16 protein-coding genes are annotated in these 21,136 nt (G+C 71.0%); 8 read left to right on the forward strand and 8 right to left on the reverse strand.

Features of this window, described 5'->3' with window-relative positions:
* Window positions 1-148 precede the first annotated feature (148 nt).
* From STSP_RS31000 to STSP_RS31035, 8 genes are all read right to left on the reverse strand, one after another.
* Window positions 149-892 (reverse strand): HAD family hydrolase, encoded by a 744-nt coding sequence (locus tag STSP_RS31000; protein WP_067284336.1) that lies wholly within the window; start codon window positions 890-892, stop codon window positions 149-151.
* A gap of 30 nt (window positions 893-922) precedes the next feature.
* Window positions 923-2,215, reverse strand: a complete 1,293-nt coding sequence (locus STSP_RS31005) for a sugar ABC transporter permease (protein ID WP_067284337.1) — start codon at window positions 2,213-2,215, stop codon at window positions 923-925.
* Entirely contained in the window at window positions 2,215-3,003 is a 789-nt protein-coding gene (locus STSP_RS31010; RefSeq protein WP_067284338.1) for an ATP-binding cassette domain-containing protein, read from the reverse strand. The genes STSP_RS31005 and STSP_RS31010 overlap by 1 nt, the downstream gene beginning before the upstream one ends.
* 39 nt (window positions 3,004-3,042) lie before the next feature.
* Window positions 3,043-4,134 (reverse strand): substrate-binding domain-containing protein, encoded by a 1,092-nt coding sequence (locus STSP_RS31015; protein WP_067284339.1) that lies wholly within the window; start codon window positions 4,132-4,134, stop codon window positions 3,043-3,045.
* A gap of 37 nt (window positions 4,135-4,171) precedes the next feature.
* Window positions 4,172-6,922, reverse strand: a complete 2,751-nt coding sequence (locus STSP_RS31020; RefSeq protein WP_232789859.1) for a SpoIIE family protein phosphatase — start codon at window positions 6,920-6,922, stop codon at window positions 4,172-4,174.
* Window positions 6,923-7,398: 476 nt separating this feature from the next.
* A complete protein-coding gene (gene gltX / locus STSP_RS31025) occupies window positions 7,399-8,871 on the reverse strand; it encodes a glutamate--tRNA ligase (protein WP_067284340.1) in 1,473 nt (490 codons plus the stop codon).
* Entirely contained in the window at window positions 8,864-9,664 is an 801-nt protein-coding gene (locus tag STSP_RS31030) for a fumarylacetoacetate hydrolase family protein (protein WP_067284341.1), read from the reverse strand. Before STSP_RS31030 ends, gltX begins: the two co-directional genes overlap by 8 nt.
* 141 nt (window positions 9,665-9,805) lie before the next feature.
* Entirely contained in the window at window positions 9,806-9,994 is a 189-nt protein-coding gene (locus tag STSP_RS31035; protein WP_067284342.1) for a hypothetical protein, read from the reverse strand.
* A 568-nt stretch (window positions 9,995-10,562) separates the two neighbouring features.
* Here STSP_RS31035 and STSP_RS31040 point away from each other — a divergent pair.
* The 8 genes from STSP_RS31040 (at window position 10,563) to STSP_RS31075 (ending at window position 21,033) form a co-directional block, all read left to right on the forward strand.
* Complete coding sequence (locus STSP_RS31040) at window positions 10,563-14,246, forward strand: sensor histidine kinase (protein ID WP_067284343.1); 3,684 nt, start codon at window positions 10,563-10,565, stop codon at window positions 14,244-14,246.
* Window positions 14,247-14,255: 9 nt separating this feature from the next.
* Window positions 14,256-14,669 carry a roadblock/LC7 domain-containing protein gene (locus STSP_RS31045; RefSeq protein WP_067284344.1) on the forward strand — a complete coding sequence of 138 codons (414 nt, stop codon included), beginning with the start codon at window positions 14,256-14,258 and terminating at the stop codon, window positions 14,667-14,669.
* 150 nt (window positions 14,670-14,819) lie between these two features.
* Window positions 14,820-15,227 carry a DUF742 domain-containing protein gene (locus tag STSP_RS31050; protein ID WP_067284345.1) on the forward strand — a complete coding sequence of 136 codons (408 nt, stop codon included), beginning with the start codon at window positions 14,820-14,822 and terminating at the stop codon, window positions 15,225-15,227.
* Window positions 15,208-15,783, forward strand: a complete 576-nt coding sequence (locus STSP_RS31055; RefSeq protein WP_067284346.1) for a GTP-binding protein — start codon at window positions 15,208-15,210, stop codon at window positions 15,781-15,783. Before STSP_RS31050 ends, STSP_RS31055 begins: the two co-directional genes overlap by 20 nt.
* 354 nt (window positions 15,784-16,137) lie before the next feature.
* The gene (locus tag STSP_RS31060; RefSeq protein WP_078067642.1) at window positions 16,138-19,350 is read left to right on the forward strand and encodes a sensor histidine kinase; all 3,213 of its coding nucleotides are present in this window, start codon (window positions 16,138-16,140) and stop codon (window positions 19,348-19,350) included.
* 10 nt (window positions 19,351-19,360) lie between these two features.
* A complete protein-coding gene (locus STSP_RS31065) occupies window positions 19,361-19,774 on the forward strand; it encodes a roadblock/LC7 domain-containing protein (protein ID WP_039658182.1) in 414 nt (137 codons plus the stop codon).
* Window positions 19,775-19,868: 94 nt separating this feature from the next.
* Window positions 19,869-20,471, forward strand: a complete 603-nt coding sequence (locus tag STSP_RS31070; RefSeq protein WP_067284348.1) for a DUF742 domain-containing protein — start codon at window positions 19,869-19,871, stop codon at window positions 20,469-20,471.
* Window positions 20,452-21,033 (forward strand): GTP-binding protein, encoded by a 582-nt coding sequence (locus tag STSP_RS31075; RefSeq protein WP_067284349.1) that lies wholly within the window; start codon window positions 20,452-20,454, stop codon window positions 21,031-21,033. Before STSP_RS31070 ends, STSP_RS31075 begins: the two co-directional genes overlap by 20 nt.
* Window positions 21,034-21,136 lie beyond the last annotated feature (103 nt).

Below are 21,136 nucleotides of genomic sequence, written 5' to 3' on the forward strand. Positions count from 1 at the left end.
ACTCGAACCAAGACTAACTGAACCAGAATCAGTCGTGCTGCCAATTACACCATAGGCCACTGGAACACAAGCCCCTGAGGGGTTTGTTCTAGCTTGCGCCTCCGGTTCCCGGCCTTTCGGCTCGCTCCCCGGCGGCGCAGGAAGAACATTACCCGAAGGTGGACGGCGCTCCAAAACGGGTATCGGCCAGCAGTGCGGGCAGCTCCGCCAGGCTCGTGATCCGGCGGACGCCGGTCGGGGCCGGCCGGCCGGCGCCGGTCCGGTCGAGCCAGATGCCGAGCAGTCCGGCGTCGCGGGCGCCCCGGGCGTCGATCTCCGGCTGATCTCCGACGTAGGCGATCTCCGCGGGCTCCAGCGCGAGTGCCGCGCACCCGGCGTGGAAGGCCTCCGCGGCCGGTTTGGACACACCGAGCTCCGCGGCGCAGAGCACGGTCTCGAAGCGGTCGCGCACGCCGAGGACGCGCAGCTTGCGTTCCTGGTGCATGGCGGCGGAGTTGGACAGTACGGCGTGCCGGTAGCTGCCGGCGAGCGCGTCCAGGGCGGGTAGGGCGTCCGGGAAGAGCGACCAGGCGGCCTCGTAGTGCCCGAGATGGCGCTCGAACCAGGCATCGGCCTCCACATCGTCCAGATCGGCCTCGAGGAAGTCCCGCACCCGGTCGCGGCGCTGGGTGAGGAAGTCGACCTCGCCGGCACCGAACCGCGCCCAGTGGTGGTCGGTGATCTCCTTCCACCGCGCCACGGCGAGCTCCGCCGTCCCGTACACGGCGGGCACCCCCTCGGCGAGCAGATGCGCGTGCATACCGGCGGTGTCCGCGCCCGCGTAGTCGAAGATCGTGTCATCGATGTCCCAGAGCACGGCTCTGATGGGCCCCGGCCCGGCTGTGATCGGCATGAGACGACCGTACCCATGCGAGGCCACCCGTCATGCCCTCCCGTGGGCCTCCTGGGACCGTCGGGACAGGGAGTCGATGACCACGGCGACGAGCAGGACGCCGCCTGTGATCATGAACTGGACCGCTGCCGGGACGCCCATGAGGGCCATGGCGGAGGCGATCGACTGGATGACCAGCATGCCGAGCAGCGCGGACCAGGTCGTGCCGCGTCCGCCGAACAGGCTGGTGCCGCCGATGACGGCCGCCGCGATGGCGTTCATCAGCAGGATGCCGGAGCCCGAGGTCTGGCTCGCCGAGGTGATCCGGGAGGCCAGGAACAGGCCGCCGATCGCGGCCATCGTCCCCGACACCATGAACACCGAGATGCGTACGGCCACGACGCTGATGCCGGCGCGGCGGGCCGCCTCGACACCGCCGCCGAGCGCGAACACCTGACGGCCGTACCGCGTCCGGCGCAGGAGGTAGTCCAGGCCGACGACGACGAGGAGGAAGATCAGGAGGGCGAGCGGCAGGCCCTGGAACTGGTTGAGGACGTAGGCCGCGGCAAGGGCGACCACGGCGATGACGCCGGTGCGGAAGCCGAGCTGGCTGAGCGAGCGGGACTCCATCCCGCCGGCCTTGCGGCGCCGGCTGTCGCGGTAGGAGGCGAGGAAGAACGCGGCCGTGCCGAGCAGCGCCAGGCCGTACGCGACGGCCGCGTTGGCGAAGTAGAAGCTGGTCAGGCCGGCCACCAGGCCGTCGTCGTCGATGCTGATGGTGCCGCTCTCGCCGAGGACGTAGAGCATCAGCCCGTTCCAGCCCAGCAGTCCCGCGAGGGTGACGACGAACGAGGGCACACCGATCTTGGCGAAGAAGAACCCGTGGACGGCTCCGGCCGCCGTGCCGGAGAGCACCGCGAGGATCACGGCGAGCCACTCGGGCATGCCGCGGTGGACGTTGAGTACGGCGAACAGGGCCGCCGCGAGACCGCTGAGAGAGCCGACCGACAGGTCGATCTCGCCGATCAGCAGCACGAACACGATGCCGACGGCGATCAGGCCGGTGCCGACGATGTCCACGCTGAGGTTGGACAGGTTGCGGGGTGAGAGGAAGTTCTCGTTCAGGCTCTGGAAGATGATCCAGATCAGGACGAGTCCGAGCACGACGGGGAGCGAGCCGAGTTCTCCGTCGCGGAGCCTGCGCCGGAAGTCGCCGACGGCGCGCCCGACGTCCTCTCGGCGCACGAGCGGCCCGCGGCGCCTGCCTCCCTCGGCGGGCTTCGGGGGCGCGGCGCCGTCGCTCGTCCTGCCCGGCTCGGCATTCCGGAATGTCTCTCTCCGCATCACAGCCACGCCTCCCCCGTGCGCACCGTACGGGTCTTCCCGGCGTTGTCCGTGGCGCCGGTGATCGAGGAGATGACCTGTTCCTGGGACGTGGTGTTCACGTCGAAGAAGCCGTTGTTGCGGCCGTGGCGCAGCACCGCGACCCGGTCGGCCACGGCCTTGATGTCGCCCATGTTGTGGCTGATGAGAAGGATGCCCAGGCCGCGGTCGCGCAGCTGGTCGATGAGGTCGAGGACCTGCGACGTCTGCTCGATGCCGAGGGCCGCTGTGGGCTCGTCGAGCAGCAGGAGCTTGGGTACGCCGAGCAGCGAGCGGGAGATCGCGACGGCCTGGCGCTGGCCTCCGGAGAGCGAGGCGACGGGCAGGCGGAGGTTCGGGATTCTGATCGACAGGGTGTGCAGCAGCTCGTAGGCGCGGCGCTCCATCTCCACCTCGTCGAGGACGCCGACCCGGTGGATCTCGCGTCCAAGGAAGAGGTTGCCGACGACGTCGAGGTTGTCGCACAGCGCGAGGTCCTGGTACACGGTCGCGATGCCGAGTTCCTGGGCGTCGTGCGGGCGCCTGACCTGGACGATCCGGCCCTGCCACTCGATGACGCCCGTGTCGGCGGGGCTGACGCCCGCGATGACCTTGACGAGGGTCGACTTGCCTGCGCCGTTGTCGCCGACCAGGGCGATGACCTCACCGCCGTGGATCTCCAGCTCGACGTCGCTGAGCGCCTGGATGGCGCCGAAGCGCTTGGAGATGCGGCGCAATGCCAGCAGCGGTGGAGCCGGCACGGAAACCATCTCCTTCTTCGGGGCCGAGGCCCGCGGAGGCCGGCCCTGTCAGGTCAGTCCGGCCTTGTCGCAGGCAGCCTTGAACTTCGGGGTGCAGATCTGGTCGATCGTGTAGACGCCGTCCTTGACCACGGTGTCCTTGATGCTGTCGACGGTCAGGGAGACCGGGGTGAGCAGGACGGCCGGGACCGCCTGCGCGGTGGGGCTGCTGACCGTCTCCCCGGCGATGCCGTCGAGGCTCTCGCCGCGGGCCAGCGCGACGGCCATCTCGGCGCCGGCGGCGGCCTGCGGCCCGAAGGGCTTGTAGACGGTCATGTACTGCTCTCCGATCACGATGCGCTGGACGCCCCCGAGTTCGGCGTCCTGGCCCGTGATCGGCGGCAGCGGGCTGATCTTGTTGGCCTTGAGGGCGGATACGACGCCTGCGGCGAGACCGTCGTTGGCGGAGTAGACGCCGTGGATGTTGCCGGGGCCGAGGGTGGAGATGGCGCCGGCCATGTTGGTGTGCGCGTGCTCCGTCGTCCACCCGGGGGTGTCGTACATCTTGGCGATCTCCACCCGGCCCTCGAGCACGGACAGCGCGCCCTTCTTGAACGCGGCCGCGTTCGGGTCCGTCGGGTCGCCGTTCATCATGACGATCCGGCCGCCGTCCGCCTTGTCGCCCATCGCGTCGAGGAGCGCCCGGCCCTGGAGCCGGCCGACCTCCTGGCCGTCGAAGGAGACGTATCCCGAGATCGGGCCCTCGGCGAGGCGGTCGTAGGCCACGACCCGGATGTTCGCGTCGTCCGCCTTCTGTACGGCGGGTTGCAGCGCCCTGGCGTCGACGGCGGCGAGGACGATCACGTCGACGTCCTTGATGATCAGCGAGTCGACCTGCTGCTGCTGGACAGCCACGTCGCCCTTGGCGTTGGCGTGCTCCATCGTGCACTCGGGGCAGAGTTCCCTGATCTTCTTCTCCAGCAGCGGCCGGTCGTCCATCTCCCAGCGGGCGGTGGTGGCGTCCGGCAGCAGCAGGCCGATCTTCGGGCCGCCGTCCGCCCCGTCGGCGGAGCCGCCGTCGCCCCCTCCGCAGGCGGCAAGGGCCACGGCCATCGACAGCGCGGCGATGGCGGCGGCGGCTTCCCGCACGTGGGTCTTCATCGGCAGAGACCTCCCTGGTCCTCGGGAAACGGCCCGGTCAGGGTCCTCGGGACGGCCGCAGGCCGGGGGGTTCCGCAGCCGGTCCGCCATCCGTGGACGGTGGCTCGCCCGCCGCCAGGACGATCTCGCTCCACACCTGCTTGCCGCCGCTGACCGGCACTGATCCCCAGCCCGCGGACATGGCCTCGACGAGGAACAGCCCTCGGCCGCCCGTCGCCTCCCAGTCCACGATCACCGGCTTGGCGGGCGCGCGCGGAGACGTGTCGCTCACGGCGACCCGCAGCCGGTCCCCGGAGAGCGTGAGGTCGAGGCGTACCGCGCCGTGGGTGTGCACCAGCGCGTTGGTGACCAGTTCGGAGACGACGAGCAGCACCACGTCGGCCTCCTCGGCGATGTTCCAGGACCGCATGGTGCGGGCGGTGAACCGGCGCGCGTGCATGACGGCGTCGGGCAGCCGCCATACGGTCCAGCCGACCCGGATCGGGCGGACTTTCAGGCCGTCGTAGCGCATGAGCAGCAGTGCCACGTCGTCCTCCCGCCGGCTGCGGTCGCCGAGGAGGGCGTCGGCCACGCGCCCGGCGTCGGACGGATCGACGGTGGCGAGCACCTCGTGCATGCGCAACAGGCCCTCGTCCAGCGGCAGGCTGGCGGACTCGACCAGGCCGTCGGTCGCCAGGACGAGGAGCGATCCCGGGGTCAGTCCGGCCGCGGTCATGCGGTACTCCGCGTCGGCGACCACGCCCAGCGGCAGGCCGCCCTCGATCTCCATCTCCTCGGTGCTGCCGTCCGGGTTGCGCAGGAGCGGCGGCAGGTGACCGGCCCGGACGAACCAGGCGTTGCCCTCCTCGATGTCCAGGTCGACGTAGCAGCAGGTGGCGAACAGGTCGGTCTCCATGCCGACGAGCAGCCGGTTGGCGTGCGAGACGACGACGTCGGGCGGGTGGCCTTCCACGGCGTAGGCCCTGATCGCCGTGCGGATCTGGCCCATGATCGTCGCGGCCGCGGCGCTGTGTCCCTGCACGTCTCCGATGACCAGCGCCACATGGCGGTCGGAGAGCGAGATGACGTCGTACCAGTCGCCGCCCACCTGCAGCCCTCTCTTGGCGGGCAGATAGCGGGCGACGGCGACCCCGCCGGGCAGCTCGGGGAGTCTGCGGGGCAGCAGGCTGCGCTGGAGCGTCGTGGCCAGCTCCTGCTCGGCGTCGTACGTCTGCGCGCGCATGAGGGCCTGTCCGACCAGTCCCGCGGTCGCGGTGAGCAGTGACCGTTCCTCGGGGACGAACTCGTGCGGCTCGTCCCAGCCGACGAGGCAGACGCCCGCCACGCGGCCCTCGGCCTGGAGCGGCAGTACGGCGAGTCCGCCGGGGCCGACGCCCTCGAGGCCCGGTTCGAGCTCCGCGCCTGCGGGCCAGAGGCTGGTACGGCCGTCCCGCAGTGCGGACTGCAGCGTGGGCAGGGCGTGCAGCGGTGCATCGGGCCACTCGGAACGCCATTCTGAGCGCCAGATCTCGGGCCAGGCGCTGGGCTCGGGCGGGTCGAGCACGGTGACGACCAGTCGGTCGGCCTCGAGCCCGGCGAGCGCCACCCGGTCGGCTCCCAGCGGTTCGCGCAGGGCGATGGCCACCACGCGGCTGACGTCCCGTACGGACAACGCGTTGGCGAGCGAGGCGGCCAGCCGCTGCACCCGGGAGACCTCGTCGGCGACGGGGCGCAGCGAGGAGGCGTCGGCGACCACGCCCAGGATCTGCTCCGGCACCCGGCCCGGCCCTCGGTCGCCGCCCGACGGGACCCGGCAGCTCAGGCGCAGCCAGCGCAGTTCGCCGCTGGGGCGGCGGATACGGAAGTCCAGTTCCCGGCCGCCGGCGGCCTGCCGCGGCTCGACGACGGACATGAGCGCGGGCACGTCCTCCGGGACGGTCTGCGCGAGCAGGGTCTCCACCCTGCCGTCGAAGGCGTCGGGGGCGACGCCGACGAGCTCCAGTACGCGTGCGTCCGCCTCGATGACGCCCGAGGCGGGCGCCAGCGTGAACGAGCCGACGCCCAGTCGGTCCAGGGCGGGGCCCAGCAGGGGCTGCGGTGTGACGGGGGTGACGGGCGGGGTGCCGCCGGGGGCTTGCGCGCCTTGCTGGCCTTGCCCACCTTGCCCGCTGGTGTCTGTGGCGCTCGGGCCTGCGGCCTCCGGGGCCGCGCGGGCTGCGGCTCCGCCCTGCCGGCCTTCATCACCAGGGGGCCGGCCGCCAGGGCCCGGCCCCTGGCCGGACGCGCCCTGGCCGCCCGGAGCCTCCTGACCCGGGGCCTGTTGACCCGGATCTCGGCCGATCGGTTCGGCGGCCGCTTCGAGTCCGGCGGCGACCTCTTCGGCGTACAGCTCCAGGAAGTTGCGCTGCTCGGGAGCGAAGCCGTCCGCCGTGTCGCCGACGACGACGAGGCAGCCGAGCCGCCTGCCGTCCGTCGCCAGGGGCAGCACACCCAGCGATGCACCGGTCGGAGCGGCCGCTGTCTGCGAGGTCTCCGAGCCATTTTCCGCCTCTGTCTCCGTCTCCGCCTCGCGGTACGTGTCGAGTTCGGAGGCGTCCCACCACATGGGGCGGCCCGCGCGGAAGGCGTCGGCGGCGGGAGAGCGACCGGACAGGGCGTAGCTCTGGGGCGGCCCGTACCCGGCCGGGGTGCCCGCGTTCCGCCCGCTCCTTTCGGCGAGGTCGAGCAGCCGCAGCATGTCGTCCTTGCCGGCCAGTGCGTAGACAGCGCTCAGCAGGACCCCGGCGAAGACCAGGACCTGGTCCTTCATGCCCGGCTGGGGCGCCGAAGGGCGCGGACCTGCCTGGACTGCCCCGGCCAGGTCCTCCCTCGGCCTGGGGAGCCCGGTACCGGCACCGCCGTCATCGCGCATGTCGTCACCCGACCTCCCCTCCATGCCACGCACACGGGCAGGCAGAGGCCCGGAAGAAAGCCGACGGCCGTGATGCAGGCTCCGGACGGAGCCATGCCTGGATCCCGCCGCCTCGAGGCAAGGCGCCCACACCATCAGAATGGCACCAGGCGGGGCGGGCTGCGAGGGCAGGCGGGGTGGGGCTGGGCCTCTGCCCAGGCCCGACCACGCCTGCCCGCGCAGCCGATCTTTTACGGCGCCCGCCGTCGTGGGTTGTGCCCACCCTCCCCCATTGCCTTAAGGACATGGGAGGTGCCCCCATCGCCCTGGGGGTACCTCCCAGGCCCTTAAGGCACTGGGGGAGGAACGACTGCCCACAACGGTAGCCGTGTGCCCTACGCCGTCAGCTTCTCCAAAGCCGCGTCCACGCGGGACAGGGTCTTCTCGCGGCCCAGTACCTCGAGGGACTCGAAGAGGGGGAGGCCGACCGTGCGGCCGGTGACGGCTACGCGGACCGGGGCCTGGGCCTTGCCGAGCTTGAGGCCGTGCTCCTCGCCGGCGGCGAGGACGGCGGCCTTGAGGGCGTCGGCGTTCCAGTCGGCGGCGGCGAGCTTCTCGCGGGCCGTCTTCAGGAGCGCGTCCGAGCCCTCCTTCATCGCCTTGTTCCAGGACGCCTCGTCCTCGACCGGCTCCGGCAGGAAGAGGAAGTCGACGTTCTGCGTGATGTCCGACAGGACGGTCAGGCGGGTCTGGGCGTGGGGCGCGATGGCCTCCCAGGCCGCCTGGTCGAAGTCCTCGGGCGCCCACGGGGCGTGCGGGGCCTTCAGCCACGGCTCGCAGGCCGCGACGAAGTCCTTCAGCTCCAGCATCCGGATGTGGTCGGCGTTGATCGACTCGGCCTTCTTCAGGTCGAAGCGGGCCGGGTTCGGGTTCACGTCCGCGATGTCGAAGGCCGCCACCATCTCGTCCAGCGAGAAGATGTCGCGGTCCGGGGCGAGCGACCAGCCCAGCAGGGACAGGTAGTTGAGCAGCCCCTCGGGCAGGAAGCCGCGCTCGCGGTAGAGGTTCAGGGACGACTGCGGGTCGCGCTTGGAGAGCTTCTTGTTGCCCTCGCCCATCACGTACGGCAGATGGCCGAAGGACGGGATCTCCTTGGCGATGCCCAGCTCGATCAGCGCCTTGTAGAGGGCGATCTGCCGCGGGGTCGAGGACAGCAGGTCCTCGCCGCGCAGCACGTGGGTGATCTCCATCAGGGCGTCGTCGACCGGGTTCACCAGGGTGTAGAGCGGTGCGCCGTTGGCCCGGACGATGCCGTAGTCCGGGACGTTCTCCGGGGTGAAGGTCAGCTCGCCGCGGACCAGGTCCGTGAAGGTGATCGGCTCGTCCGGCATGCGGAAGCGCACGATCGGCTCCCGGCCATCGGCCCGGTACGCCTCGGCCTGCTCGGCGGTCAGCACGCGGCAGTGGCCGTCGTAGCCGGACGGCTTCCCGGCGGCGCGGGCGGCCTCGCGGCGGGTGTCGAGCTCCTCCGTCGAGCAGTAGCAGTAGTAGGCGTATCCGCCGTCCAGGAGCTTCTGCGCGACGTCCTTGTAGAGGTCCATGCGCTGCGACTGGCGGTACGGCGCGTGAGGGCCGCCCACCTCGGGGCCCTCGTCCCAGTCGAGACCGAGCCAGCGCAGCGAGTCCAGCAGCTGGACGTACGACTCCTCGGAGTCGCGGGCCGCGTCGGTGTCCTCGATGCGGAAGACCATGGTGCCGCCGGTGTGCCGGGCGAACGCCCAGTTGAACAGGGCGGTGCGGACCAGGCCCACATGCGGGTTGCCGGTGGGCGAGGGACAGAAACGTACGCGGACGTTCGCGTTAGCCACGCTTGATCACCTTGTTGGTGAGAGTGCCGATGCCTTCGATGGTGACGGCGACCTCGTCGCCGACACTGAGGGGGCCGACCCCTGCCGGGGTGCCCGTGAGGATCACGTCGCCGGGGAGCAGCGTCATGGCCTCGGAGATGTTGACGATCAGATCCTCGATGGGGTGGATCATCTCGCTGGTGCGCCCGAGCTGGCGTTGCTGCCCGTTGACGGTGCACTGGATGGTGAGGCCCTCGGCGATCGCGGAGGGGTCCAGGTCGGTCTCCACCCAGGGGCCGAGCGGGCAGGAGGTGTCGAAGCCCTTGGCCCGTGCCCACTGCTTCTCGCGCTTCTGGACGTCGCGGGCGGTGACGTCGTTGGCGCAGGTGTAGCCGAGGATGACGTCCTTGACGCGTTCGCGCGGGACCTCGCGGCACATGCGGCCGATCACCACGGCCAGTTCGGCCTCGTAGTGCAGCTCCTGCGAGAAGGAGGGGTACGCGATCTCGTCGCCGGGGCCGATCACCGAGGTGGACGGCTTGAAGAAGGCGAAGGGCGCCTCGGGCACCTCGTTGCCGAGCTCCTTGGCGTGTTCCGCGTAGTTGCGGCCGAAGGCCACGACCTTGTTCGGGAGCACGGGAGGCAGCAGGCGGACCTTGCTCAGCGGGACCTTCGTACCGGAGAGCTCGAAATCCGCGAACGGGATGCCCTTGATGATGTCGAGGACGAGCCCATCAGTCGTGCCGGGGGCACTGCTGCCCTCGACCGCGCCGAAGGCGACATTGCCGTCGATGGAGAATCTGGCGATGCGCACGAGTGCCTTGCGCCCCTCTGCTTCCGCTGGCTGGAGTCTGACGCTCCAGGCTAACGCGGCGGGGGCATGCGGCTCGCGCCGATAGGCGCGGCGCCGTACCTGGTGCCGTCGCCTACGGCCGGTCGAGGGGCGGGGCCGCCCCTACGCGGCGGAGGGCCCTCCCGGGACCTCCATCAGAACGGTGCGCCGCGGATTGGCGGTCTGCATCGGCAGCTCGACGGGGTGCTCCGGCAGCTCGGCCGCGGTCGTCAGCTCGTCGGCGTCCTTGAGGTGCGCCAGCGTCGTCCGCCGCGGATTGGCTATGTTGCGGAACATCATCGTCGTCTTCATCTGTCGATCGTGACCTTGTCGATACGGGCGCCGGCGGCGCCGCTTGTCGGATTCGCCATCCCTGTAAAGCGTCAGGTTAAACGTGCAATTCCCGGCCAACGCCGGGAACACCCCTTGATGTTCATGTGAGTTTGCTCACGAGCGAGCGGGCAAATGGGTCAATTCAGGCCATCAACTCGCCTCACCAAAAGGGACATTGCACCACTGAAGCCAACATTCCTCTCCCGATCATGTCGACTGGGACAGTCCATGACGGCCCCGATCTCGTGTGCAAACGCCCGTTATGTACGGGAACTCTTTCTACGCGTCGTAACCCATCCCTCACGTGAGGTGACAGGGGCCGTCCCCTGCCCCTCGGGCCTTGTTGGAGATCCGGCACTGTGCTGAAATTCGCGGGACCGCCGCAGATTCACACCGGCGCGCAGGGGGCGCAACGCAGCGCCGAGCGGCGGGGGAAAGGGGAAGCAGCGCCGGTCACTCACGACCACCACGGGGGCTTGGCTCCCCACGACGCCGACACCGTCCCGCCATCACCGGAGGGACGCCTGGTCCAGAGGTTGCGACGCTAGTGCAGGGACGTTTCAAGAGGGACAGCAGCGCTGCGGCGGAGAACGAGCCGCACGGCGGGACCGACCGCGGCTCCTCGCCCCAGCACGCCCAGAGCCCCGGCCCCGGGCCGTCCGGCGACGGTGGTGGAGCCCGCACCGGCGCGCCGGGCGCAGGTCTGCCGGCGGCGCAGCCCAAGCCGAAGACCCCGACCGGCCCCGGCTCGCGCCTGGCCCTGCGCAACTGGCGTATCTCCACGCGCCTCGTCGCGCTCATGACCCTTCCGGTGGTCGCGGCGACCTCGCTCGGCGCGCTGCGTATCAGCGAGTCCATGGACGACATCCAGCAGCTCGACAACATGAAGCTGCTGACGGACATGACGAAGCAGGCGACCGACCTGGCAGCCGCTCTCCAGGACGAGCGCGACCAGTCGGCCGGCCCCCTCAGCCACGGCGCCGACGACACGGACTTCGCGATCAAGGGGCCGCGGGACACCACGGACCGTCTGGTCAAGTCCTTCCGCGAGGGCACCCGCGAGATCCAGGACGCCGACGACGGGCAGAGCCTCGACGGCGTACGCGACCACGTCGTGCAGATCCAGCGTCAGCTGGCCACGCTCAAGAGCATCCGCAAGGACGCCTACACCGACCCGGACAACTCCTCCCAGACAGTCGACGCCTACAGCCGCCTCATCGAGGAGCTGCTGTCGCTCTCCACGGACATGGCGCAGGCGACCAGCAACCCTGAGATGATCCAGCGCACCCGCGCCCTGGCCGCCTTCTCCACGGCCAAGGAGTACGCGTCCGTGCAGCGCGCCATCATCGCCGCGGCGCTGCCGGCGAACGACAGCCAGGTGGGCAAGCTCTCGGAGACCGACCGGCGTTACGCGGCCGCCGCGGCCGACAACGAGGATTCCGAGCTCACCGCCTTCACCAACATCTACAACAGCTACGGCGGCAACGCCGCGGAGCTGACGAAGCCCATCGACAAGGGCAACGCCACCATCACGGCCGCCGACGACTACGCCGAGGGCGCGCTGCGCGAGGGCGGTCTGCGGCTCCAGGAGAAGCGCTCCTACAAGGACTGGGTCGACGCGGACTCCGCCAAGATCGACCAGATGGGGAAGATCGAGCTCACCCTGCTCGACGAGATGGAGCAGAAGGCGCGCGAGCTGCGCAGCGAGTCCGAGCGCGAGGCCTACATCAGCGGTGCGCTGATCCTGCTGGTCCTCGGCATCTCGCTGGTCGGCGCCTTCGTCGTGGCGCGGTCCATGATCCGCTCGCTGCGGCGGCTGCAGGACACCGCGACCAGGGTCGCCCAGGACCGCCTGCCCGAGCTGGTCAAGCAGCTCTCCGAGTCCGACCCGCAGGACGTCGACACCTCCGTCGAGTCGGTCGGTGTGCACTCGCGGGACGAGATCGGCAAGGTGGCCTCGGCCTTCGACGACGTGCACCGCGAGGCGGTCCGCCTCGCCGCCGAGCAGGCCCTTCTGCGAGGCAACGTCAACGCGATGTTCACCAACCTCTCGCGCCGCTCCCAGGGTCTGATCCAGCGTCAGCTGTCTCTCATCTCCGAGCTGGAGTCGCGCGAGGCCGACCCGGACCAGCTGTCCTCGCTGTTCAAGCTCGACCACCTGGCGACGCGTATGCGCCGTAACGGTGAGAACCTGCTCGTTCTCGCCGGTGAGGAGCCGGGCCGCCGGTGGACGCGTCCCGTTCCGCTCGTCGACGTGCTCCGTGCCGCGGCCTCCGAGGTGGAGCAGTACGAGCGCATCGAGCTGGCCGCGGTGCCGGCCACCGAGGTCGCCGGACGCGTCGTCAACGACCTCGTCCACCTGCTCGCCGAGCTGCTCGAGAACGCGACGTCGTTCTCCTCGCCGCAGACGAAGGTCAAGGTCACCGGTCACGCGCTGCCCGACGGCCGCGTGCTGATCGAGATCCACGACACGGGCATCGGCCTCTCCCCCGAGGACCTCGCCGCGATCAACGAGCGGCTCGCCTCGCCGCCCACCGTGGACGTCTCGGTCTCCCGCCGCATGGGTCTGTTCGTGGTCGGCCGTCTGTCGCAGCGGCACGGCATCCGCATCCAGCTGCGTCCGTCCGACTCCGGTGGTACGACCGCGCTCGTCATGCTGCCCGTCGACGTCGCCCAGGGCGGCAAGAAGGCTCCGGGCAAGCCGGGCCCCGGCGGATCCGGCGGTCCGGCGGCGGCTCAGGCCGCCGCGGGTGCCGCCGCCGCGCGCCGCGGTGTCGGCGCCGGTGCCTCCGCCGGTGCGAGCGCGGGCCGGCTGGGCGCCGGTCCGGGGCCGCGCGGGCAGGTCGGCGCCGGTGCGGGTCCGCGGGCGGCGCTGCCGTCGCGTGACCCCGAGCCGGGGCGTCCGGGCCCCCAGTCCGGGCCTGGCGGGCTGTTCGGCGGTCCGCAGGACGGCCCGTCGTCTCCCCAGCAGGGCCAGGGCAGGCACGCCTCCGCCGGTGCCGGCGCGGGCGCGGGCGCGGGCGCGCTCCGGCAGGGTCCCCCGCACAGCGGTCCGCGGGCGGCCCAGGGGCGTACCGGCGACTCCGCCGACGAGGGACGCATGCCGCAGCTGCCGCCGCACGGCGGCCCGCGCGCAGAGCTGCCCGGCGGCAACCCCAAGCCCCGGGTCCCGAGCGTCCCGAGCTGGAGCAACGAGACCGGCCGGCCGCCGGTGTCCCGCGCCTCGCTCGACACCCCGCGCGGCCACGAGGAGCCGGAGTCCACGGCGCCCATCCCGCGCGTGGACGGCCGCCAGGGCCCCGGCCCCGGCGCGCGCTACCCGAGCCCGGTCTCCGACGACCGCCAGGGCCCCGGCTCCACCGCGGAGTTCGCACGCCCCGACTTCGACGCACCGCGCCCGGGCAGCCAGCCCGCCCAGGGCCCCGGCGCGCATCCCGGCGCCAACGCACCCGGGAACACGGGCCAGTTCGTCCGCCCGGACGTCTTCGGCGGCCCGAACCCGTCCGGCGCCACCGGTCAGTTCCCGGCACCGGGCTACCAGAGCCCGCAGCAGACGCCTCAGGACAGCGCCTCCACCGGGCAGTTCGAGCGTCCCGCCGCGGGCGGCGGCCAGCCGCGCGGCGACCGGGACGGCTTCGACACCCGGGGCGGCCACGGCGCCCCGCGTCCGCCGGCCCACCGTGCGGACCGCATCCCGCAGCAGCCTGCCGGCCCGGCGCGGGAGCCCGAGGCTCTGCCTCCGGCCTCCGGCCCCGGTGACGGCCGTACGCCGCTGTTCGACACGCTCGAGACGAACTGGTTCCGCCAGCAGGGCGGCGGCGAGCGGCCGACCGACCCGCAGCAGCAGCCGTCCCAGCCGCAGGCGCCCGCTGCTCCGGTCGCACCGGCTCACACCCCCGCGGCCGCTTCCCAGCCGGGCCCGAGCGGTCCCACGGCCGCCGCCTGGCGGAGCTCGCCGAACGACGAGCTCGTCCGGCAGGCCGAGCGGGTCCGCAAGCCGTCCGCGGGCGGTGTCACCACCTCAGGACTGCCTCGCCGGGTGCCTCGCGCGAACCTCGTGCCGGGCACGGCGCAGCAGCAACAGCACCAGACCGGTCCGCAGGTGTCGCGTGCGCCCGATGACGTGCGCGGACGGCTGACCAATCTCCGCCGGGGCATCCAGCAGGGCCGGCAGGCCGGTACCGGCCAGACCGGCAGCTTCCCCCGCCCCACTCACCAGCAGGAGCGTTAGTTGAGTCAGATGAGCCAGGCGGCACAGAACCTGAACTGGTTGATCACCAACTTCGTGGACAACACCCCCGGGGTGTCCCACACCGTCGTCGTCTCCGCCGACGGACTCCTTCTGGCGATGTCCGAAGGCTTCCCGCGCGACCGCGCCGACCAGCTGGCGGCCGTGGCCTCCGGCCTGACCTCGCTGACGGCGGGCGCGTCCCGCATCTTCGAGGGCGGCACCGTCAATCAGACGGTGGTGGAGATGGAGCGCGGTTTCCTGTTCCTCATGTCCATCTCCGACGGCTCGTCACTGGCGTGCCTGGCGCACCCCGAGTGTGACATCGGTCTCGTCGGCTACGAGATGGCCCTGCTGGTCGACCGCGCCGGTGCCGTGCTCACGCCGGACCTCCGCGCCGAACTGCAGGGCAGTCTGCTCCACTAACGCCCGGATTCAGCCCACCGCTTGGCCCCATCGAACGTACGATCAAACCCCCACGAACGTACGCACACACCGTCCGGCCGCCAACCCCGCACTCCCCCCACCGGCTCTGTCAGACGGCACGCAAACCCCTTGCTGTCACCCGGAGGATCCATGACCCCGCCCACCGCCTCTCACGACCCGTACGGAGCTCAGCACGCGCCGTACGGCGACGAAGGCGACCAGCCGCTGGTCCGTCCCTACGCGATGACCGGCGGGCGGACCAGGCCGCGGTACCAGCTCGCCATCGAGGCGCTGATCAGCACCACGGCCGACCCGGCCCAGCTGATGGGGCTGCTGCCCGAGCACCAGCGGATCTGCCACCTGTGCCGTGAGGTCAAGTCGGTGGCGGAGGTGTCCGCGCTGCTGTCGATGCCGCTCGGCGTGGCCCGGATCCTGGTCGCCGACCTGGCCGAGGCCGGGCTCGTCGCCATCCACCAGCCGGGCGGCGACGAGAACAACGGCGGTGCCCCGGATGTGACACTGCTCGAGAGGGTGCTCAGTGGACTTCGCAAGCTCTGACGGAGCGCGGGCGACGACCTCCGCGAAGATCGTGGTGGCGGGCGGCTTCGGCGTCGGCAAGACCACGTTCGTCGGCGCGGTCTCGGAGATCAACCCGCTGCGCACCGAGGCCATGATGACGACCGCGTCCGCGGGCATCGACGACCTCACGCACACCGGCGACAAGACGACGACCACCGTCGCCATGGACTTCGGCCGCATCACCCTGGACCAGGACCTGATCCTGTACCTGTTCGGTACGCCGGGTCAGGACCGCTTCTGGTTCATGTGGGACGACCTCGTACGCGGCGCCATCGGCGCGGTGGTGCTGGTCGACACGCGCCGGCTGGCGGACTGCTTCCCGGCCGTCGACTACTTCGAGAACAGCGGCCTGCCCTTCGTCGTCGCGCTCAACGGCTTCGACGGGCACCAGCCCTACACCCCCGACGAGGTGCGGGAAGCGCTGCAGATCGGCGGCGACACCCCGATCATCACGACGGACGCCCGCCACCGTGCGGACGCAAAGAGTGCGCTGATCACGCTGGTCGAGCACGCGCTCATGGCACGCCTGAAGTGAAACGTCAAGTGGGCCTCCCCGTACGGTAGTTGCCGTAGTCGCCCTGGAGCCGCTTGTGTCGTTTGACACGGTCAGCCTCAGTGTTCATAACGTTTCGACAGAGAATTTCGGTGGCATCGACACGCGTCGCGGTCGCCTGGTGTCACTGTGCTCATATGGGCCCCGCCTTTTGGCGGGGCTCGCTCTTTATGACCGTTTTATCTGGGGCGCACCGCCCTTGGAACTTCCGCTTCCCACTGTTTGGCTGAGCACCGCCTGACGTGCTGGAATGCGGCTGAACTGCCCAGTAGAAGACGGGCCTGAGGACACACAGCGGCACAACGTACGTGCCGACGCCGAGAGGTTGTTGGTCGAGTGAGGCGAAGCAAGCGCAGTCCCGAGCCGTCGGCACGGGGCAACTTCACCCCGCCGCCGCGCGGAGCGGCGCCGCCCGCGTATGCATCCGGTGCCGAACCGTCGGCTCCGGCACCGAGCGGCAGCCGGCTCTCGCCGCGCAACTGGCGGGTGCCGACCCGGCTGAACGCGATCCTGCTCATACCCGTGCTGGTCGGCCTCGTCATGGGCGGCTTCCAGGTGAAGAGCTCGATCGACACCTGGAACGACGCCCGGGACGCCGAGAACACGGCACGCCTGGTGCGCGCCGCCCTGACGTACGCCGACCGCCTCATCGACGAGCGCGACATCTCCGCCGAACCGATGCTGCGGGGCAAGCGCAACGACGAGGCCGTGACCAGGGCGCAGGCGGCGACCGACAAGGCGGCCGACCAGTTCGACGCCGCCGTCGCGGACATGCCGCAGCGGGCCGGCCTGCTGCGCCGCCTCGACGCGTTCCGGAAGGTCGAGCCCGGCCTCGAGGACCTGCGCAACGCCGCCTACACGAGCAAGCTCCCCGGTGCGAAGACCGAAGAAGGCTACGTCGCGATCCAGCACCCGCTGACGGAGTTCGCCAACGAGCTCGGCCTGGGCACCGGCAACATCACCAGCTACGGCCGCACCGTCTACGCCATCACGCTGGCCAAGGGCTGCGTCTCCCTCGAGCGCTCCCTCGGCATGCATATGCTGATCAAGCCCGGCCCCACCGCCACGGCCCTGGGCCAGCAGCGCGTCGCTCTCACCTCGTTCGCCTACCTCGAGCGCGTCGCCGTCGACGAGTACGAGGGCGGTGGCACCGAGGCCGACCGCAAGAAGCTCAGCGACGCGGAGAAGAAGCTCAGGGCGGACGGCGAGAAGCAGGCCAAGGCGGCCGCCGCGGCCGCCAAGGCGAAGGGCCAGACCTACGTCCCGCTGCCGGACACCGAGACGGCGGTCGGGGCTCTCGCCCAGCTGTCGACCACGCAGCCCAGCGCCCGGCTCGCCCTCGCCCAGCGGGGCATCACCCCCGAGAACTGGTGGGCCGTCAACACCGCCAGGTTCGACGCGTACCGCACCATCGAGTCGGACCTCGCCGACAAGGCCGTGAACGAGGCCTCGGCCATCGCCGACGACGCCAAGCGCGACGCGTTCATCACCGGTGGGGTCGTCGTGGTCGCCCTGCTGGCCGCCTTCATCCTGGCCGGCATGGTCGCGCGCCAGATGAGCCGCTCCATGCGCCGGCTGCGCAACGCCGCGTTCGGCATCGCCGAGCAGCGCCTGCCGATGCTGGTCGACCAGCTCTCGCGCACCGACCCGGGCCGGGTCGACACCCGCGTCGAGCCCATCCCGATCTCCTCCACGGACGAGATCGGCGAGGTCGCCCGCGCCTTCGACCAGGTCCACCGCGAGGCCGTCCGGCTCGCCTCCGAGCAGGCCCTGCTGCGGGGCAACATCAACGCGATCTTCACCAACCTCTCGCGCCGCAACCAGTCCCTGATCGAGGGCCAGCTGACCCTGATCACGGACCTGGAGAACAACGAGGCCGACCCGGACCAGCTGGAGAACCTCTTCAAACTGGACCACCTGGCGACCCGTATGCGCCGCAACGGCGAGAACCTCCTCGTCCTCGCCGGCGAGGAGCCGGGCCGCCGCTGGGACCAGCCGGTCCCGCTCGTCGACGTGCTCCGTGCCGCCTCCTCCGAGGTGGAGCAGTACGAGCGCATCGAGCTCTCCGGCGTCCCGGAGGCCGACATCCACGGCCGCGCCGTGACCGACCTCGTGCACCTGCTGGCCGAGCTCCTCGAGAACGCCACCACGTTCTCGTCGCCGCAGACCAAGGTGCGCGTCACCGCGACGCGTCTGCCCGACGGCCGCGTGATGATCGAGATCCACGACAAGGGCATCGGCCTGACCGCCGAGGACTTCGCGGACATCAACCACAAGCTGGCCAACCCGCCGACCGTGGACGCCGCGATCTCGCAGCGCATGGGCCTGTTCGTGGTCGGCCGGCTGTCCGACCGGCACGGCATCCGGGTCCAGCTGCGCCCCTCGGGCGAGCAGGCCGGTACGACCTCGCTGGTCATGCTGCCGGACGCGATCACGCACGGCGGCGGCGGCCAACACCACGTGGACGACTCGGAGTTCACGGTCTCGTCGATGATCCCGCGGCAGGAGGCCTTCGAGGCCCCGCCGCTGCGCACGGCGGCGGAGCTCGGCTTCGACGACAGCCGCTACGGCGATGTACCGGACGACATACGCGAGTTGGACCCCGTCGGCCGTTCGCTGATGCGCGAGGAGCGCCGCGCCGCCCTGGAGGCCCAGTCAGGGCCCCAGCGGGGCCCCGGAGACCCCTCCGCGTTCGGCGACGAGACGGGCCCGCAGCAGCCGTCGTACGACGATTCCGCGTACGACCAGCAGCAGCCGTACGACGACCGGCAGGTGGCGTACGACAACCGGCAGGGCGCGTACGACGAGCAGCCGCAGAACGCGTATGACGAGTCGTACTTCCAGGGCCCCGGCGGCTACCCGGAGCCGACCTATGCGGAGGCGGCCCAGCCGGACCAGCGGGGCCCGGGGCAGGAGTCCTTCAACGGCTTCGGCGCCCGCCCCCGCCAGGGCGACTGGCAGGAGCAGACGGGCTACCAGAGTGCGTATCAGTCCGAGTACGCTCCGGAAACGGAATCTGCTCGGGCCGCTGACGGAAACCCGCAGGACCGCGTAGGCTTCGACCGTCCCGGACCGACTTCGGACGGCGGCCACCAGCTGACCGACGCCGGCCTTCCGCGCCGCGGCTCCCCCGCGAGCAGCAACGGCAACGGAGGCTCCCCCACCGGCTCCCAGCAGTGGCAGCCGCAGTCCGGTCAGGACAGCCTGCAGCAGCGCCCGGACCAGGATCTGGCCGCGGGCAACGGCGGCGACAACGGCGACTGGCGCTCGGCCAACGACGAGCGGTGGCAGCGCGCCGGGTCGCTCCGCAAGCCCAAGGCGGGCGGGGTCACCCCCTCAGGCCTGCCGCGGCGGGTCCCCCGGGCCAATCTGGTCGAGGGCACCGCTGAACAGACCCCGCAGGGCGGCCCCCAGGTCTCCCGCGACCCCGAGGACGTCCGGGGCAGGCTGAGCAACCTGCGCCGGGGCGTCCAGCGGGGCCGCAATGCAGGTAGTGACACGAACGGCCAGGGCTTCGGTCCTGACAGCACCTACAACCAGGAGCGTTAGTGTGAGCCCGATGAGCCAGGCGGCACAGAACCTGAACTGGTTGATCACCAACTTCGTGGACAACACCCCCGGGGTGTCCCACACCGTGGTGGTCTCCGCCGACGGACTCCTTCTGGCGATGTCCGAAGGCTTCCCGCGCGACCGCGCCGACCAGCTGGCGGCCGTCGCCTCCGGCCTGACATCGCTCACGGCCGGTGCCTCCCGCATCTTCGAGGGCGGCAGCGTGAACCAGACGGTTGTGGAGATGGAGCGAGGATTCCTCTTCATCATGTCCATCTCCGACGGCTCGTCGCTCGCGGTCCTTGCACACCCCGAAGCGGACATCGGCCTCATCGGGTACGAGATGGCACTCCTCGTGGACCGTGCGGGCTCGGTCCTCACGCCCGATCTGCGCGCCGAGCTCCAGGGCAGCCTTCTCAACTAACAGACAGACAGTGCGTATTCGCGCCCCGTTGCCTTAAAGTTCCGGGACGCGACCCCACCGTAACGGGTGCCCGGCGCAGTCGGAGGAGGAAAAAGTGGCAACACCCCCAGACGGTTCGTCCTCGGCCAACTGGCCTTACGGCCATGGCCAGGGCGAGGGTGACGGTTCGGCGAACCGGTACAACTTCCCCTCTGCGCCGAGCCAGCGGCGTCAGCCGTACGTCCCCCAGCAGCCGCAGCAGCCGGCTCCTGGACCGTCGTCCCCGTACGACCCGTACGGCCAGCCCGAGGCACCCCGCATCCAGCCCGTACAGCCCCAGCGGCGCGTCCCCGAGCCGGCGCCCGCCGGCGCATCGAACAACCCTCTGGTGCGCCCGTACGCCATGACGGGCGGGCGCACCAGGCCGCGGTACCAGCTCGCCATCGAGGCGCTGGTGCACACCACGGCGCAGCCGCACCAGATGCACGGGCAGCTGCCCGAGCATCAGCGGATCTGCAACCTGTGCCGGGAGATCAAGTCAGTCGCTGAGATCTCGGCACTTCTCACCATCCCCCTCGGCGTCGCCCGGATCCTCGTAGCCGACCTGGCGGAGGCCGGACTCGTCGCCATCCATCAGCCCGGCGGCGACGAGAACGCCGGCGGCCAGCCTGACGTGACACTGCTCGAAAGGGTGCTCAGTGGACTTCGCAAGCTCTAGCGGCGATGTAGCCCGCTCCACTACCTCCGCGAAGATCGTGGTGGCGGGCGGCTTCGGCGTGGGCAAGACCACGTTCGTCGGCGCGGTCTCGGAGATCAACCCGCTGCGTACCGAAGCCGTGATGACCTCGGCCTCCGCGGGCATCGACGACCTCACGCACACCGGGGACAAGACCACCACCACGGTGGCCATGGACTTCGGCCGCATCACCCTGGACCAGGACCTGATCCTGTACCTGTTCGGTACGCCGGGTCAGGACCGCTTCTGGTTCATGTGGGACGACCTCGTACGCGGCGCCATCGGCGCGGTGGTCCTCGTGGACACCCGCCGCCTCGCCGACTGCTTCCCCGCCGTCGACTACTTCGAGAACAGCGGCCTGCCCTTCGTCATCGCCCTCAACGGCTTCGACGGGCACCAGCCCTACTCCCCCGACGAGGTCCGCGAGGCGCTCCAGATCGGCCCCGACACCCCGATCATCACCACGGACGCCCGCCACCGCGCAGACGCCAAGAGCGCCTTGATCACTCTCGTGGAGCACGCCCTGATGGCCCGCCTCCGCTAGGCGCTCCGCTGGACGTGCCGCGGTGTGCCGTCGGTTCGCTGCGGCGCCGTCGTGGCTGGTCGCGCAGTTCCCCGCGCCCCTTCGGGGCGCTGCCGAACCGCAG

The organism is Streptomyces jeddahensis, from assembly GCF_001642995.1.
Taxonomy (GTDB): domain Bacteria; phylum Actinomycetota; class Actinomycetes; order Streptomycetales; family Streptomycetaceae; genus Streptomyces; species Streptomyces jeddahensis.